At 41.1% G+C, this 17,833-nt stretch carries 13 protein-coding genes; 4 read left to right on the top strand and 9 right to left on the bottom strand.

Annotated features, from left to right (window positions below; genetic code table 11):
* Positions 1-8 precede the first annotated feature (8 nt).
* Positions 9-1,343: a D-serine ammonia-lyase gene (locus GO593_RS11220; RefSeq protein ID WP_000994872.1), complete on the bottom strand. Its 1,335-nt coding sequence runs from the start codon at positions 1,341-1,343 to the stop codon at positions 9-11.
* 166 nt (positions 1,344-1,509) lie between these two features.
* Positions 1,510-3,141: an inorganic phosphate transporter gene (locus tag GO593_RS11215; protein ID WP_001087641.1), complete on the bottom strand. Its 1,632-nt coding sequence runs from the start codon at positions 3,139-3,141 to the stop codon at positions 1,510-1,512.
* Between the two features lie 462 nt (positions 3,142-3,603).
* Here GO593_RS11215 and metH point away from each other — a divergent pair, with 462 nt between their 5' ends.
* The gene (gene metH / locus GO593_RS11210; RefSeq protein WP_000105337.1) at positions 3,604-7,290 is read left to right on the top strand and encodes a methionine synthase; all 3,687 of its coding nucleotides are present in this window, start codon (positions 3,604-3,606) and stop codon (positions 7,288-7,290) included.
* A 79-nt stretch (positions 7,291-7,369) separates the two neighbouring features.
* Here the strand turns inward: metH and GO593_RS11205 are convergent, their stop codons facing one another.
* The 4 genes from GO593_RS11205 to GO593_RS11190 form a co-directional block, all read right to left on the bottom strand.
* On the bottom strand, positions 7,370-8,374 hold the full coding sequence (locus GO593_RS11205) for a transketolase family protein (RefSeq protein WP_000080239.1): 1,005 nt from the start codon (positions 8,372-8,374) through the stop codon (positions 7,370-7,372).
* Positions 8,375-8,384: 10 nt separating this feature from the next.
* Positions 8,385-9,230 (bottom strand): transketolase, encoded by an 846-nt coding sequence (locus GO593_RS11200; RefSeq protein ID WP_100223364.1) that lies wholly within the window; start codon positions 9,228-9,230, stop codon positions 8,385-8,387.
* Positions 9,231-9,249: 19 nt separating this feature from the next.
* A complete protein-coding gene (locus GO593_RS11195; RefSeq protein ID WP_000381878.1) occupies positions 9,250-10,551 on the bottom strand; it encodes an MFS transporter in 1,302 nt (433 codons plus the stop codon).
* 75 nt (positions 10,552-10,626) lie between these two features.
* Positions 10,627-11,376, bottom strand: a complete 750-nt coding sequence (locus GO593_RS11190) for an SDR family NAD(P)-dependent oxidoreductase (protein ID WP_000926496.1) — start codon at positions 11,374-11,376, stop codon at positions 10,627-10,629.
* Positions 11,377-11,560: 184 nt separating this feature from the next.
* Here GO593_RS11190 and GO593_RS11185 point away from each other — a divergent pair, with 184 nt between their 5' ends.
* Positions 11,561-12,436, top strand: a complete 876-nt coding sequence (locus GO593_RS11185; protein WP_086261823.1) for a LysR substrate-binding domain-containing protein — start codon at positions 11,561-11,563, stop codon at positions 12,434-12,436.
* A gap of 11 nt (positions 12,437-12,447) precedes the next feature.
* Here the strand turns inward: GO593_RS11185 and GO593_RS11180 are convergent, their stop codons facing one another.
* Positions 12,448-12,894 (bottom strand): hypothetical protein, encoded by a 447-nt coding sequence (locus tag GO593_RS11180; RefSeq protein ID WP_001016201.1) that lies wholly within the window; start codon positions 12,892-12,894, stop codon positions 12,448-12,450.
* Positions 12,895-13,085: 191 nt separating this feature from the next.
* Here GO593_RS11180 and GO593_RS11175 point away from each other — a divergent pair, with 191 nt between their 5' ends.
* Complete coding sequence (locus GO593_RS11175) at positions 13,086-14,231, top strand: aldose epimerase family protein (RefSeq protein ID WP_000731769.1); 1,146 nt, start codon at positions 13,086-13,088, stop codon at positions 14,229-14,231.
* 67 nt (positions 14,232-14,298) lie between these two features.
* Here GO593_RS11175 and GO593_RS11170 read toward each other — a convergent pair whose 3' ends face one another.
* Positions 14,299-15,519 (bottom strand): MFS transporter, encoded by a 1,221-nt coding sequence (locus GO593_RS11170; RefSeq protein ID WP_000204263.1) that lies wholly within the window; start codon positions 15,517-15,519, stop codon positions 14,299-14,301.
* A 106-nt stretch (positions 15,520-15,625) separates the two neighbouring features.
* Here GO593_RS11170 and GO593_RS11165 point away from each other — a divergent pair, with 106 nt between their 5' ends.
* Positions 15,626-16,414, top strand: coding sequence for an AraC family transcriptional regulator (locus GO593_RS11165; protein WP_001285124.1), 789 nt, complete (start codon positions 15,626-15,628; stop codon positions 16,412-16,414).
* Here the strand turns inward: GO593_RS11165 and GO593_RS11160 are convergent.
* Entirely contained in the window at positions 16,381-17,703 is a 1,323-nt protein-coding gene (locus GO593_RS11160) for a glutaminase (protein ID WP_000856706.1), read from the bottom strand. The genes GO593_RS11165 and GO593_RS11160 overlap by 34 nt on opposite strands.
* Positions 17,704-17,833 lie beyond the last annotated feature (130 nt).

Below are 17,833 nucleotides of genomic sequence, written 5' to 3'. Positions count from 1 at the left end.
TTGTGCAATTAATTGCTTTGGCTATGCGTTAAATACTTCTGCATTTCATCAGGTGGAACCATTCCTCCTCCTGTCGCCCATACCACATGTGTCGCATGTTGTAACTTTTCAGCTGACAATTGATGCAAGGCCAAATAATCAGGAGTAGTTTGCACATAATATGGCCCCATCATGCCTGCCGCTGCCGAGGGCTCAACTTGAATATTCTCAGTTTGATTTAAAAGCGCAATGAGTTCATATAAACATTCATCATGAATGGTGTAGTAACCGTCAATTAACTGCTGCATAGCACGTCCGACAAAACCAGAAGCACGGCCAACAGCTAATCCATCTGCAGCAGTGATGTTGTCTAAACCAATGTCATTTACTGAAATCTGATCATGCAGGCCTGTATAAACACCAAGTAACATACACGGAGAATGGGTAGGCTCTGCAAATATACAATGTACATGCTCACCAAAAGCAAGTTTTAACCCAAAGCTCACCCCACCAGGACCGCCCCCTACTCCGCATGGCAAATATACAAATAAGGGATGATCTGCATCGACTTTAATTTGCTTTTGTTCAAACTGTTGTTTTAAACGCAAACCTGCAACTGCATAACCTAAAAATAAAGTAGTCGAATTCTCATCATCAATAAAAAAACAAAATGGGTCCTGTTCGGCTGCCTTACGTCCTTCTTCTACAGCAACTCCGTAATCACTGGCATATTCCACCACATTTACACCAAGTGAACGTAGCTTATCTTTCTTCCATTGCCTTGCATCGGCAGACATGTGTACCGACACTCTAAACCCAAGCTTCGCGCTCATAATACCGATTGATAAACCAAGGTTACCGGTAGAACCTACTGCAATTTGATATTTGGAAAAAAATGTTCGAAATGAGTCTTGGTCTAATTTACTGTAATCATCTTCTAACTTGAGAAGTCCCGCCTCTATGGCTAATTTTTCAGCATGTGCCAATACTTCATAAATACCGCCACGTGCCTTGATTGAACCCGAAATAGGTAAATGGCTATCTTTTTTCAGCCAAAGTTTCCCTGTAAGTGTCTTATGCTTTTGTAGCGATAGAGCTTGTTGCATCTCCGCAATTTCTACTAGTGCTGATTCAATTTTTCCATGCTGAGCTTGAGTTTCAGGAAAGACTTTTGCCAAATAAGGTGCGAAACGCGCTAGCCTTGCTTCTGCTTCTTTTACATCCTGTTCTGTAAGACACACTTTCGCTAGTGCTTCGTTTAAAGGATAACGGTGAGGGTTAAACCAAAATGTTTCTTGATAGGCTTGAAGTGTTTCAATAAGTGGAAATTGTTGTTTTAACTGATCTATTTGAACCGCATTCATAATATATCCTGATATAAAAGTTTAAGCCCAACCTATAAAGCTGTTTTGATGGCCTATAACAACTTATTAATTTATAGATGAATGTACATGAAAAATAGTCTCAACTTTAAAAACTAAACAAATAAAAAAGCCACTGTGAACAGTGGCTTTAATTTTTTAAATGCTTTTATACAAACTGTAAGAATAACCAGTACAAACCACCAGACAAACAGATGGTTGCAGGAAGTGTAAATACCCATGCAGAGAGAATTGTTTTTACAGTATTGAAATTCAGGCCTGATTTATTGGCAACCATAGTACCTGCAACAGCACTATTTAAAACGTGTGTTGTTGAAACCGGCATACCTAAACCATCTGCTGCAGCAATTGTACTCATTGCAACAAGTTCAGCAGACATCCCTTGACCATAAGTCATGTGATGCTTACCAATACGCTCACCGACAGTTACCACAATACGTTTCCAGCCAACCATAGTACCAAGTCCAAGCGCTAATGCGACTGCCACTTTCACCCAGTTTGGAATGTATTGTAAGAATGAATCCAAGCTACTACGATAATCTTTCACAAGCTTTTTCTGTGAGTCATCCATTTTTGGTAAAGCATCTGCCTTATCCAAACGCTTAAACGTCGTTGTGCTCAAATACATGTCATTACGGATTTCGCTAATTGCAGCTTCTGGAATATCTTTTAAGTTGCTATAGCTAGAAACACGCTCACCCAAATGGTCAGTCATGCTTGCCAATGCAGGCACAACTTCAGGCGTTTGTTGCTTGGTTTGAATGTATTTAGTTAAAACCGCACGCGCTTTTTCGTCAGTCAATTCTGGTTGATTTTGGTTTAACAAAACCGCAGTTTGAGAAGAAAGCTGATGGAATGATTGAACCTGCTGTGTATCGAGGTTTTTATTTAATGAATAAGCTAATGGCACCAAACCAACCAAAATCAGCATGATAAGACCCATACCTTTTTGGCCATCATTAGAACCATGTGCAAAACTCACACCTGTACAGGTAAAGATAAGAATTGCGCGAATGATTGCTGGTGGTGGCTTATTCCCTTCAGGTGGCTGGAATAATTCTAATTGGCGTTTGAAAATAGTTTTAACCAACAAGAATACAATTGCCGCAAAAGCAAAACCAATTAAAGGAGAAAATAATAATGCCTTACCTACTTTAATCACCTGATCCATATCAACACCACTGGTCGTTACGCCAGTCGATGCACTCAACAGATGATTCATAATACCCACACCTAAGATTGAACCAATCAAGGTATGAGAGCTAGAAGCAGGAATTCCCAAGAACCAAGTGCCAAGATTCCAAAGAATTGCAGCGATCAACAATGCAAAAACCATTGCAAAGCCAGCACCACTGCCCATGTTCATAATAAGTTCAACTGGAAGCAATGCAATAATGCCATACGCAACAGCACCACTTGCGACCATTACCCCAAGGAAATTACAAAAACCTGCCCACATGACTGCAACCGGTGCAGGCAAAGCATTTGTATAAATAACCGTTGCAACTGCATTAGCAGTGTCATGGAAACCGTTTACAAATTCAAAGCCTAGTGCAATCAAGAGTGCAGTAGATAAAAGAATAACTGAATAAAGGCTTAAAGGTGGAACATGCGCTAAATCAGCACTGACCTGAAACCCAATATAAATAAGTGTTGCAATAATAATCGTCAGAAACACCGGCATAAAAAACTTAGGTGTCGGGACATGTACATTCGTCGATTTTGCTTGCAGGTTTGCCGCAAGTTTTGAATCCGAAACAGGGGGTAGATTAGAATTCATGCAGACGGTAAGAGGATAATAAAATCCTCTGTATTCTTAAATTAAATTATGACAATTATATGACAAAGAGGCGCCTGATGAAGTCAATTTTTTATATTTTGACCTCATTTGATGCACCTTTCCCCGACTGTTTTTATTTTTTTCTTAAAATACAATAATTTAAACCATTAATTATGAGCTCCTTTTGTGCTTATTTTTACAGCAAAAAAATAAATAAAATGACCCATGTGTCTATTTTTCATACAAAGCAACTGTAATATTTCGGCATATTGAGCATGAAATATTTCAATATCATGATCATTTGATGAATATTTCATGAAAATTCTTTTGTTTTTGACATAAAGCGATCTCTTTTTTAACTTTTTAGTCAGCTACACCTGACCTTCGTAGATCATCATTTGTGCTGCTATTCTGTTACAATAGCGCCGCATTTTTAAATTCATATAAAGATCGGGGTTTTCTATGTCTACGCTTGCCACCCTAAAAGCGCTTCTTGCTAAACGCATTCTGATTATTGATGGTGCAATGGGAACCATGATCCAGCGCCATAAATTGGAAGAAGCTGACTACCGTGGTGAGCGTTTTGCTGATTGGGCACATGACTTAAAAGGTAACAATGACCTTTTGGTTTTAACACAGCCTCAAATCATTCAAGGTATTCATGAAGCCTACCTCGATGCTGGTGCAGATATTATTGAAACCAACAGCTTTAACGGCACACGTGTTTCAATGTCTGACTATCACATGGAAGAGCTTGTTCCAGAGATTAACCGTGAAGCAGCACGTTTAGCCAAAGCAGCTTGCGAAAAATATTCGACTCCAGACAAACCGCGTTTTGTGGCAGGTGTACTGGGGCCAACATCTCGTACATGTTCAATCTCTCCAGATGTGAATAACCCTGCTTTTCGTAACATTAGCTTTGATGAACTAAAAGAAAATTATATTGAAGCGACTCATGCACTAATTGAAGGTGGTGCAGACATTATCCTGATTGAAACCGTATTTGATACTTTAAACTGTAAAGCAGCGATTTTTGCAGTCAAAGAAGTCTTTAAACAAATTGGTCGCGAATTACCAATTATGATTTCAGGGACCATTACCGATGCATCAGGCCGTACTTTAACAGGTCAGACAGCGGAAGCTTTCTGGAACTCGGTTCGTCATGGCGATTTGCTTTCAATCGGTTTTAACTGTGCCCTTGGTGCAGATGCCATGCGCCCTCACGTAAAAACCATTTCCGATGTAGCAGATACGTTTGTTTCAGCGCACCCAAATGCAGGCTTACCAAACGCATTTGGTGAATATGACGAAACGCCAGAACAAACGGCAGCATTCTTAAAAGAATTTGCAGAAAGCGGCTTAATCAATATTACTGGTGGTTGCTGTGGTACAACACCAGACCATATCCGCGCGATTGCCAATGCGGTAAAAGATATAGCCCCTCGCCAAGTGCCTGAAACTGTACCTGCTTGTCGTTTGAGTGGTTTAGAACCATTTAATATTTATGATGACTCATTGTTCGTTAACGTGGGTGAACGTACTAACGTTACCGGTTCTAAAAAATTCTTACGTCTCATTCGTGAAGAGAACTTTGCCGAAGCTTTAGAAGTTGCACAGCAACAAGTCGAAGCTGGCGCACAGATTATTGACATTAACATGGATGAAGGGATGCTCGATTCGCAAAATGCGATGGTGCATTTCTTAAACCTTGTAGCATCCGAACCTGACATTTCACGTGTACCGATCATGATTGACTCATCAAAATGGGAAATCATTGAAGCCGGCTTAAAATGCGTACAAGGTAAACCGGTTGTTAACTCAATTTCCTTAAAAGAAGGTTATGACGAGTTTGTTGAAAAGGCCCGCCTCTGCCGTCAATATGGTGCTGCAATTATTGTGATGGCCTTTGACGAAGTAGGTCAGGCCGACACTGCTGAACGTAAACGTGAAATCTGTAAGCGCTCTTATGACATTTTAGTAAACGAAGTAGGCTTCCCTGCTGAAGATATTATTTTTGACCCGAACGTATTTGCAGTTGCGACTGGTATTGAAGAACATAACAACTACGCAGTCGATTTTATTGAAGCAACGGGCTGGATTAAACAGAACTTACCGCATGCCATGATTTCTGGCGGTGTGTCTAACGTTTCGTTCTCATTCCGTGGTAATGAGCCAGTTCGTGAAGCCATTCACTCTGTATTCTTGTACCATGCCATCAAACAAGGCATGACCATGGGTATTGTGAACGCAGGTCAAATGGCTATTTATGATGATATTCCTACCGAGCTAAAAGAAGCGGTTGAAGATGTCATTTTAAATCAGAATCAAGGTGAGTCTGGTCAGGCTGCGACTGAAAAATTACTTGAAGTTGCAGAAAAATACCGTGGACAAGGTGGTGCAACAAAAGAAGCCGAAAACCTTGAATGGCGTAATGAGTCAGTTGAAAAACGTCTTGAATATGCCTTGGTTAAAGGTATTACGACTTATATTGACCAAGACACCGAAGAAGCCCGCTTAAAATCAAAACGTCCTTTAGATGTAATTGAAGGGCCACTGATGGACGGCATGAATGTGGTCGGTGACTTGTTCGGTTCAGGCAAAATGTTCTTGCCACAAGTTGTAAAATCTGCCCGAGTCATGAAACAAGCAGTAGCATGGCTCAACCCGTACATCGAAGCTGAAAAGACCGAAGGACAGTCTAAAGGTAAAGTCCTAATGGCAACGGTTAAAGGTGACGTACACGATATTGGTAAAAATATTGTAGGCGTAGTACTTGGCTGTAATGGCTATGACATTGTTGACCTTGGCGTAATGGTCCCTTGCGAGAAAATCTTGCAAACTGCAATTGATGAAAAATGTGACATCATTGGGTTATCTGGTCTGATCACCCCATCTTTAGATGAGATGGTATTTGTTGCTAAAGAAATGCAGCGTAAAGGCTTTAACATTCCTTTATTAATTGGTGGCGCAACCACTTCTAAAGCCCACACAGCAGTAAAAATTGACCCTCAGTATCAAAACGATGCGGTAATTTATGTTGCCGATGCTTCACGTGCTGTTGGTGTAGCGACAACCTTGCTTTCGAAAGAAATGCGTGGTGCATTTATTGAAGAGCATCGTGCTGAATATGCCAAAATTCGTGAGCGTTTAGCCAACAAACAACCAAAAGCGGCCAAACTGACTTATAAAGAGTCGGTTGAAAATGGTTTTAAAATTGATGAAAGCTATGTGCCACCAAAACCAAATCTTTTGGGAACACAAGTTTTAAAGAATTATCCGCTTGCTACACTCGTGGATTATTTTGACTGGACACCATTCTTTATTTCTTGGAGCTTGGCAGGTAAATTCCCGAAAATTTTAGAAGATGAAGTGGTCGGCGAAGCAGCAACTGACTTGTACAACCAAGCTCAAGCAATGTTAAAAGATATTATCGACAACAACCGTTTTGATGCTCGTGCCGTATTCGGTATGTTCCCAGCACAGCGCACTGACGCAGACACCGTCAGCGTATTTGATGAAGCGGGGCAAAATGTTACACATACTTTTGAGCACTTACGTCAGCAATCTGACAAAGTGACAGGCAAACCAAACTTGTCTTTGGCAGATTACATTCGTGCTGACCGCGAGCAGCAAGACTACTTGGGCGGATTTACTGTATCGATTTTTGGTGCAGAAGAACTGGCAAATGAATACAAAGCCAAAGGTGATGACTACTCTGCAATTTTAGTGCAGTCATTAGCTGACCGTTTTGCTGAAGCTTTTGCCGAACACTTACATGAACGCATTCGTAAAGAGTTCTGGGGCTATAAAGCTGACGAACAGCTCAGCAATGAAGAACTGATTAAAGAGAAATATGTCGGTATTCGCCCTGCACCAGGTTACCCTGCTTGCCCTGAGCACTCTGAAAAAGCAGTGTTGTTTGACTGGTTAGGTTCTACCGATAAAATTGGTACTAAACTCACTGAACACTTTGCAATGATGCCACCATCTTCGGTAAGTGGTTTCTATTATTCACATCCACAAAGCGAATACTTTAACGTAGGTAAAATCTCTCAAGACCAACTTGAAGATTATGCGAAACGTAAAGGTTGGACACTGGATGAAGCGAAGCGTTGGTTAGCTCCGAATTTAGATGACTCGATTGTTTAGGTTTTTAAATAACCCTGTTTAAAAATAGGGCGTGAAGGAATTTCCATCACGCCCTTTTCAATTTGAAAGTTTAATCTTTCTACTTCAAATGTGACTTAATCTTCTCTTTAACTGCTTCTGTTGAAATACCATATCGATCATGCAAAGTGGGTAATGCGCCTGCATCTAAAAATGCATCTGGCAAACCAATCATGTCAAAACGAGGATGTTGCCCATTTCTTAGAAGTAGTGAGCCGACAGCTTCACCTAAACCACCAATCACTGAATGATTTTCAGCAGTTAAAACAGGTCGCCCACCTTTAGCGACTTCATCCAAAATAGTTTGTTCATCTAAAGGCTTAATGGTAGGCACATGCAGCACTGAAACCTCAATGCCCTCTTTTTCAAGCTCTTCGGCTGCCTCAAGCGCACGCATAGTCAATAGACCAGTGGAAATAATGAGTAAATCTTTACCCGGTTTAATCACCTGTGCCTTACCCAATTTAAACTGGTAGTTGTATTTATCGAGCACTAACGGAACCTGACCGCGTAATAAACGCATATATACCGGACCATTATGCGCGGCAATCTGAGGAATCGCCTGTTCGATTTCAAAGGCATCACATGGATCAATAACCATCAAGTTCGGCATAGCACGGAAAATTGCAATATCATCTGTCGCCTGATGACTTGGGCCATAACCCGTGGTTAATCCCGGAAGTGCCGCCACAATTTTGACATTCAGATTATCTTCCGCAATTGCCATACAAATAAAGTCATAGGCACGGCGTGATGCAAACACGGCATAGGTGGTCGCAAAAGGAACAAATCCTTCACGAGCAAGTCCTGCTGCTGCACTCATCAAAAGTTGTTCTGCCATGCCCATTTGGAAAAACTTGTCTGGGTTTTCTTTGGCAAAAATATGTAGGTCAGTATATTTTGATAAATCTGCTGACAAACCTACGATATCGTCACGCTCTTTTGCCAAGGCATTCAGTGCATGTCCAAATGGTGCTGGTTTGGTCGGTTGGCCCTCGGCAGCAATAGAAGCAATCATTGCCGAAGTGGTTAGTTTTTTCTTAGGAGGATTAGCTAACTGGCTCATGGTGTATTCCTTACTGTCCGTAGTGGGTCAAAATATTTAAAGCGTCATCCCATTCATGTTCATCAACACGAATGAAGTGTGTTTTTTCGCGGCTTTCCAAGAACGACACGCCTTTACCCATTTTGGTGTCACAAATAATGACACGTGGGCATGCTCCCTCATGGTTGCGTGCTTGATCGAATGCCTCAAGCAAAGCTTCCATATCGTTGCCATCTACGCGCTGCGTGTACCAACCAAAAGACTGCCAACGATCAATAATTGGCTCAAACGCTAAAATTTCGCTGGAATGTCCATCTGCCTGCTGATTATTCACATCAATAATGGCAATCAAGTTATCTAGTTTCCAATGAGAAGCAGACATTACCGCCTCCCATGTTGAGCCTTCATTTAGCTCTCCATCGGACAGTAAGTTATAAACAAAAGCATCCGACTTTTTCTGTTTCAGTCCTAGACATGCACCGACTGCAATTCCAAGACCATGCCCCAATGAGCCACCTGTAATTTCCATACCCGGTGTGTAAGAAGCCATACCCGACATCGGTAAACGACTGTCATCTGCACCATAGGTTTCAAGCTCTTCAAGCGGAATAGTTTTTGCTTCAATTAAGGCTGCATAGAGTGCAATTGCATAGTGCCCAATAGAAAGATAAAAACGGTCACGGCCTTCCCACTCTGGATTTTCCGGTTGATATTTCATGGCATGGAAATAAGATACTGCCAGTAGATCTGCTGCACCCAAGGCTTGTCCAACATAGCCTTGGCCTTGTACTTGCCCCATACGTAAAGCATGTTGGCGAATGTGGTAGGCACGTTGTTGCAACTCGGCAATTTGGCCTACTTTATCAACATTTAACATTGTCATTTACTATTCCTTCTTAACGATTAACCAGTTTTGCCGGAACACGCAGAACCAGACTGGCACCGAAAATTAATACTGTTGTGATTAAGAACATGCCGATTGCATTTGAACCTGTGTTGGTAGTGACCCAACCGATTAAATAAGGTGAGCAAAATCCTGCAAGATTGGCGAAGCTATTCACTGCTGCAATACCTGCCGCCGCGGAAACACCACCCAAAAAGTTGGTCGGTAACATCCAGAATAAAGAGGATGCCGTCAGCACACCTGAGGCTGCGATGCAAAGGCAAATTAAAGAGAGCGTTAGATTTGAAGCGAATAAAGTCGCAAATGTGAGTGCTATAGCACCTGCACACATCGGAATAATTAAGTGCCAGCGGCGTTCTTGGAAATGGTCACCACTACGCCCTGCCAAAATCATGACCACAATCGCACACATATAAGGCAGGCTTGTGAGCAAACCAATATGCCAGTTATCACTAATGCCCGAGTTACGAATGAGAGTTGGCAACCAAAATGTAATGGCGTATTGGCCCATCACTACACAAAAGTAGATACCTGCGAGTAGCCATAAACGTTTATCCGCGATGAATTCTTTAACGCTTGCATGGCCTTCTTTATGCTGGTTATCTTGAGCAAGCTCTTGCTTCACCAAATTTTTTTCGTCTTGGGTTAACCAGTTGGCATCTTGAACAGAGTCTTTTAAAACAGCGAGTACCAATAGGCCAACAAGTACGGTAGGAATGGCTTCAATTACAAACATCCACTGCCAGCCAAACCAGCCATGTACACCGCTCATTCGGTCCATGATTAAGCCTGAAAGTGGTCCACCAATCATTCCTGAAATTGGAATCGCGATAAACCAAAGTACGGTCATGCGCGCGCGGCGGTAAGATGGGAACCAGTAAGTGAGGTAAAGCAATAATCCCGGAGCCAAGCCGGCTTCAGCAACACCAAGCAAAAAACGTAAGGTGTAAAATTGCCATTCGGTTTGAACAAAGGCAAAACAGCCTGACAAAATGCCCCATGTAATCATGATACGGGCAATCCAACGCCGTGCACCTACTTTATGAAGCACAATATTACTTGGTACTTCACAGAGAAAGTAACCAATAAAGAAAATCCCTGCGCCTAACCCATATACAGCTTCACTAAACTGTAAATCGCTCATCATTTGGAGCTTGGCAAAACCCACATTTACCCGATCTAAATAGGCACAAAAATAACAAAGCATTAAAAATGGCATGAGCCGAAATGCAATTTTTCGATACGCCGATTTACGAACCGTTGTATCTACTTCAGATGAAAATACTGTATCCATCATGCGAATCCCTTTACATTTGGCCACAGTATCCTCTTGTGGCCATCATTCTATTTTTATTTAAATGGTGAGCGTTTAATGAATAAGCATGCCACCATTTACATCGAGTGTTACACCAGTCAAATAAGCTGACAGGTCACTTGCCAAAAATAGTGCTGCATTTGCAACGTCTTGTGCTTTACCTAAACGGCCCAGCGGAATACCAGCCAGAATGTCGTGACGACGGTCATCATTCATTAAACCGCCAGTAATATCAGTCTGGATTAGACCTGGAGTAAGAGAATTTACACGAATCTGGTCACCACCAAACTCACGAGCCATCGCTTTTGCCAGACCTAACACGCCTGCCTTTGCAGCGCTATAATGCGGTCCGCCAAAGATACCGCCACCACGTTGTGCTGAAACTGAAGATAGACAGACAATACTTCCACCACCATTTGCTTTCATAGATGGAATAACCGCTTGCGACATAATAAGCGTTCCGCGTAGGCTGACATCTAAAACACGATCATAATCACTGCGTTGAATATCAAGTGTTTTAACTGGCTGAGTAATGCCAGCATTGTTAATTAAAATATCAATCTTTCCGTAGTGCTGTAGTGCTTGTTCAACAGCTGCTTTGACCTGTTCTTCATTTGCAACGTTTGCAGCAAGGCCTAAATGTCCTCCACCAAGCGCCTTTGCAGCGTTTTGGCTTTGAGCAATATCTAAATCAACAATAATGACTTTGGCACCCTGTTGTGCAAAGATTTCTGCGGTTGCTCGCCCAATTCCACGTTCTGATGCTGCACCCGTAATTAATGCCACTTTTCCTTGTAGTAACATGTTGAATCCTCTTTTACGCTTTATTTCCTGAGTTCTGACTTAGAATCCCTTTTTTCACAAAGCCCAGCAATCATGTCGAATTCAACAAGGCATGAAAAAAATTCATGCCTATGCTATTTTCAAATAAGTTTTAGGGATAAAAACGGATCATTTCATGGATAGTAGTGAAAACAATTTCAACCAAATGCCCTCAATTAAAACATTACAGGCTTTTGAACAAACCGCCCGTTTCGGCAATGTTGCTAAGGCAGCAGAGAATTTAAATCTCACCCCTTCGGCAGTGAGCCATCAAATTGCTAAGCTTGAAGAAATGATTGGGCAGAGTTTATTTATTCGTGGTGCCCGTGGTGTGACACTTACTCCTTCAGGTGAACGCTATTTTCAAGATGTCACCACCATTTTGCATAATCTGATGTTAGCCACAGAAAAAGCTGCCGATAAAAGCCCTAAAGACAGTTTATATATTCATTCATCCCCAAGTTTTGGTTTACTTTGGTTACTCCCTCGCCTTGAATCATTTAAAGAAAAGTTCCCCATGATTCAGGTTAACCTATCGTGTTCGTATGAAAATTTGCACTTTACCCGCGATAAGATCGATATTGATATTCGTCATGGTTTACCCAACTGGACAGGGGTAGAAATCAGAACCATTCGTAATGAAAAGCTTGAAGTGCTTGCGTCCCCTAAGCTACTGGAACGTAGTCCTGTGCATAAACCTCAAGATTTATTAAAGAAAGATCTGATTTTATCGCGTTCAACCTTAGTGACTTGGCCCCAATGGTTTGCCCATCAGGGTTTAAGCATTCCTGAATTTCCCTACACTTTGAGTTTTGACCGCTCTTATATGTCACTTGAGGCAGCCACACACGGGCTAGGTTTTGTTTTAGAAAGTAATTTACTCACTCAAAATTACTTAGAATCTGGAAAGTTGGTTAGAGTTTTTGCAGATGAGCTATCGATTCCAATCTCTGCTCATCACTTGGTATATCCACGAACCCACCAATTTATTCCTAAAATTGAGCTATTTTTAAACTGGATTCAAGATGAATTGGCAAGCTGAGAAATCATTTCTTAAATGATCTGAATTTGCTCAACTCGTAAGTGATGCATCATCTCTCGAATAAATACAAAGTAGGTAAAAACATAAACCTGATCTGGAGCTACTTGATTCGTGTAGTAACTCAAACGCTCAATAAAATGATTAAATCCATGCTCAAGCTCAGTACGGCTGATTTGCTTTTTAGCACTAAAAAATAACTCACTGAGTTGTGCCATGGCGGTATCAGCCGTAACGGCTACACCATTTATATTGAGATTTCTGAGTGGCTGCGACTCTATGATTTCTTCAATAAAATAAATCATCTTTTCAATCGCAAGCTCATCAATAACACCATGACCGATACTTTTTGAACCAACAAAACCTAAGCCCTGCTCAAGGTGAATGTGTTGGCTGTCTACATCAAACGAGAGACTATTTATATCAAGCGAAAATTTTAAAATTGAATTAAGATGATTCATAAAAATAGCTTACTGCTGAAGTTTGCTAATAAAATTAATTTGTTTATAACCGTAAATGGTATCGGCTGTTCAGTACTCAGCATTAACTGATCGATTATTATTAACACTATATATAATAAAAACCTCTTTAAAAAGATGAAAAATCAATCTTATATTCATCCAGTCTTACTATTACAAAATAGAGTATAAGCATGAAAAAATTAGCAATTTTAGGTGTTACGGTTTATAGCTTTGCACAACTGGCAAATGCAGCAACGTTAAATGTAAAATCATATGGTACGACTCAAAATGGCCAAAAAGTTGATCTATACACCATGAGTAATAACAATGGAGTCTCGGTATCTTTTATTAGTTTTGGTGGTGTAATTACACAAATCTTGACTCCCGATGCCCAAGGCAAACAAAATAATATCGTTTTGGGCTTTGATGACTTAAAAGGCTATGAAGTCACTGATACCAAGGAAGGTATTCATTTTGGCGGATTAATTGGTCGTTATGCGAACCGGATTGGCAATGCTAAATTTAGCTTAGATGGAAAAACGTATAACCTCGAAAAAAATAATGGTCCGAACTCATTACATAGCGGCAATCCTGGTTTTGATAAACGTGTTTGGCAAGTTAAGCCCCTCGTTTCTAAAGGTGAAACCGTTAAAGCTTCTCTTAAGTTAACCAGCCCAAATGGAGATCAAGGTTTTCCCGGAAAATTAGATGTAGAAGTGATCTACAGTCTTTCAGATCAAAATGAATTCAAGATTGAATATAAAGCCAAAACTGATCAGCCTACAGTCGTCAACCTCACCAACCACAGTTATTTCAACTTATCAGGTGCTGGGAACAATCCTTATGGCGTGCTAGATCATGTGGTACAACTCAATGCAGACCGTATATTGGTAACCGATCAAAACTCTTTACCAACAGGTGAAATTGCTTCAGTTGCAGGTACGCCTTTTGATTTTCGGACGCCTAAAGCAATCGTAAAAGATATTCGAGCAAATAATCAGCAATTGGCCTATGGATATGGCTATGACCAAACTTGGGTAATTAATCAAAAGTCTCAAGGGAAACTCAATCTTGCAGCTATTGTGGTTGATCCAAAATCTAAACGGACCATGCAAGTCTTAACCACTGAACCAAGCGTCCAAATGTATACAGCCAATCATTTATTAGGAAATATTGTTGGCGCAAATGGCGTACTCTATCGACAAGCAGACGCACTAGCATTAGAAACACAGCATTTTCCAGACAGCCCGAATCAACCAACTTTCCCGTCTACACGTTTAAACCCAAATCAAACTTATAACAGTGTTACCGTATTTAAGTTTGGTGTTCAAAAATAGTCTTTCTAATGAGGATATGTTCATATTAAAAAGACTCTCAGCTGAATATGGCTGAGAGTCTTTTCATTTATTTAACTTTTGTGTTTGGTAAAAGTGCCGTTGCAAAACCAAGTAATGGCAACAATGAACATAAACCAAATACCCATTCAATGCCGTTAATATCCGCTAAATGCCCTAGCCCCGCTGCGGCAATACCACTTACCCCAAACATAAGACCAAACATTAAACCTGCAATCATTCCCACACGGCCCGGAACAGCTTCTTGTGCATAAACCACCATCGCTGCAAAAGCAGATGACAACACCAAACCTGCAATAATTGAGAAAACCGTTGTCCAAAACAAGTTTGCATATGGCATCATTAATGCAAACGGCGCCATGCCAACAAATGAAACCCAGATCACAGCTTTACGGCCAATCTTATCGCCAATTGGGCCACCCGCAAATGTACCTACAGCCACAGCTGCCAAAAAGGCAAATAAGTGTAATTGAGCTGTTTGAATACTAATATGGAACTTTTGAATTAAATAAAAAGTAAAATAGTTACTAATGCTGGCAATGTAAGTAAATTTAGCAAACATTAATACACTAATTGTGCCCAAGGCGATAATGAGCTTACGGCCATGCAATTTGGTATGTGCTTGCGTAGCACGTGTAACCACCTGACTTTTAGCATGGTTTACTGTCCAGCGGCTTACACCAAATAAAACCCAAATCGCTAAAAGTGCAAATATCACCAAGCCCGCAACTGCATGCTGTCCAAATGGAACAATTAATAACGCTGCTAATAATGGGCCAATGGCAGTACCTGTGTTTCCGCCCACTTGGAAAGTCGACTGAGCTGTACCGAAGCGCCCACCCGATGCCATACGCGCCACACGTGAAGCTTCTGGATGAAAGGTGGCAGACCCTACCCCAATCAATGCAGATGCACATAACAACACAGCAAAACTTGGTGAAAATGCCAACAAGATAATGCCGCAGAATGTGACGACCATTCCGAGTGGGAGAAGATACGGTTTTGGATGTTTATCGGTATAAAGTCCAATCCAAGGCTGTAGCAGCGAGCCTGTAATTTGATATACAAACGAAATCAGGCCAACCTCCGCAAAACTCAGCGAAAAGTTTGCTTTTAGCATTGGATAGATAGCTGGTAGCACTGCCTGAATTAAATCATTCAGTAAATGCGCAACCGCCACGGCGCCTACAATTTTAATAATCATTCCTTGAGACTGATCATTTGCAACGGTATTGGCAATACCATCTTTCAATTGTATTGAAGACGTCATACCTGAAAAACTCCAATATTTTTAAATGAGATGCTTATTGTAAATTGTCGCTTATAAAGTTATCTTCCAATAATCATCGTATAAGTGACAATTTTTAGGATAATTTATGTCCGATTCTCTTATTCAGTCTGATTTGTCTGAACTTGTGATTGGACTCTCTTCTGAACATTCTTACCGAGAAATTACGCCTACCCACACACATACACGTGCACAGTTTTTATATGCGTCCACTGGCAACATTCAGGTGTTTACACCTAATCATGTGTGGATTGTGCCACCTATGTGTGCGTTATGGATTCCGGCAAATGTAGAGCACAGTGTCATTTCACTGAGTCACGTGAAGTTAAATACGGCGTTGGTTGAAGTAAATGCAGCCGCTCTAATGGGGCAACATTGTTTTATTATTCGAGTAAGCAACCTGTTGCATGAGCTTTTAATACGTTTAAATGAAATTGAACGAGAGGAAACTCCAAATACAGCAACCTCTCAAGAGCTTTCCCGTTCTTTACAAATTTTGATTTTTGAAGAAATACATCGGGCCAATTTGTTGCCTATCCAGATACCGTGGCCGAAAGACAAAAGACTCTTAAAAATTTGCCAAGAGTTATTACATACGCCTGACAGTTCAAAAGATTTAACAGATTGGGCTGATGATATTGGCGCGAGCTCTAGAACTTTAATGCGTATGTTCCAGAAAGAAACAGGGCTATCTTATCGGGCATGGGTACAGCAAATGCATATTGCACTTGCCTTGAGTAAAATTGCGAATGGCGAATCTATTGCTCAAATTTCAGAGTCACTGGGGTATACCAACCCCAGCGCGTTCAGTGCGATGTTTAAGCGACATCTAGGTAAAACACCTCAGCAGTTTAGAAGTGCTGCGATGTCGCTATAAGTCTTTTTTTTAGAGCGGATCTCATGCTTTTCTAATAAATCATCGAAATCATGATAAACATGAAGTTCTCGATCTTTAGCTGTTCTCGCATGATCTAGGCGCTGTTCAGGATCAACCAAAACAAGGGTATGACCATCATCAATGAGACGATCTACCCCTTCTAAGAACATACGTTTACCCACATCATGGATAAGTGAAATTTGGGTTAAATCAATCACGATTGTGCTTTGGTCAGTGGTCTCGTCTTGTAAAATACGCAACAACATTTCAGCTTCGGTAAATTTCAATACCCCTCGAAGCACATACACACTCAATGATGCGTCTTTCCCAGTACGGTAATGACTTTGTACAATGGTCTGTGCAGAAGGCGTACCTTCCATGAGATGTAATCCCATATCACGAGATAATCGCTCTAAAATATCGATTCCTCGAACACTATGACCGTGCTCATCTAGTCGAGGTGAAAAAGCAGCAATACTAACTTGACCCGGCAGCACACCCAAAATACCGCCTGCTACACCACTTTTAGCAGGAATACCGACAGTTGAAAGCCAGTCACCCGCGGCATCATACATACCACAGCTCATCATGACACTGAGCACTTGTCTCACTACAGATCGGTTCAGTAATCGTTTTCCAGTTTTAGGGTCAACCCCACCATTGGCAAGTACACTGCCCATACGTACCAAATCTTTAACTGTAACCATGATCGCACATTGACGAATGTAACCATTCACAATATCGACAGGGTCAGTTTCCAAAATCCCCACCGTGCGCAACATATAACCGATCGAAAGATTACGGTAGGCTGTTTTGACTTCCGAATCATAAACAGACTCATCAAAACTTAATTCGCGACCTGCAAGCTCGCTCATAAAACGGCGTAGAATTTCTGCGCTATGTAAACCATGTTTAACCTGAATTAAGGAATGTGTCGTAATTGCGCCAGAGTTGATCATCGGGTTTTTCGGACGTCCGTCTTTACCTAATGAAATTTCATTGAAGGCTTCTCCCGAAGGCTCTACCCCTACTTTCGCAAGTACCGCATCAATGCCAAGTTGTTGTAAAACATAAGCATACACAAAAGGTTTAGAAATTGATTGTATGGTGAATTCAACATCATCATCGCCGACCGAATAAATTTCACCATCTACCGTAGACATTGCTAGAGCTAATCGATTTGGATTTGCATTGGCCAACTCAGGAATATAATCGGCGAGATGACCGCTGTTATCGATGTCACAGGCTTCTATAACATTTGCCAAATAATCTGGGAGAGGGGTTTTCATGGTCAGTAACCTTAAATGAGGAGATTTACAACATCGCGCAAAATTTCAGCACAACCTGCTGATAATATTAAAATTATATCTTTTGTAATGAGTTAAAAATCACGATATAAATATTTTAATTCCGTTCTCT

Source organism: Acinetobacter baumannii (genome assembly GCF_009759685.1).
Taxonomy (GTDB): domain Bacteria; phylum Pseudomonadota; class Gammaproteobacteria; order Pseudomonadales; family Moraxellaceae; genus Acinetobacter; species Acinetobacter baumannii.
This window is presented reverse-complemented; position numbering and strand designations above follow the sequence as displayed.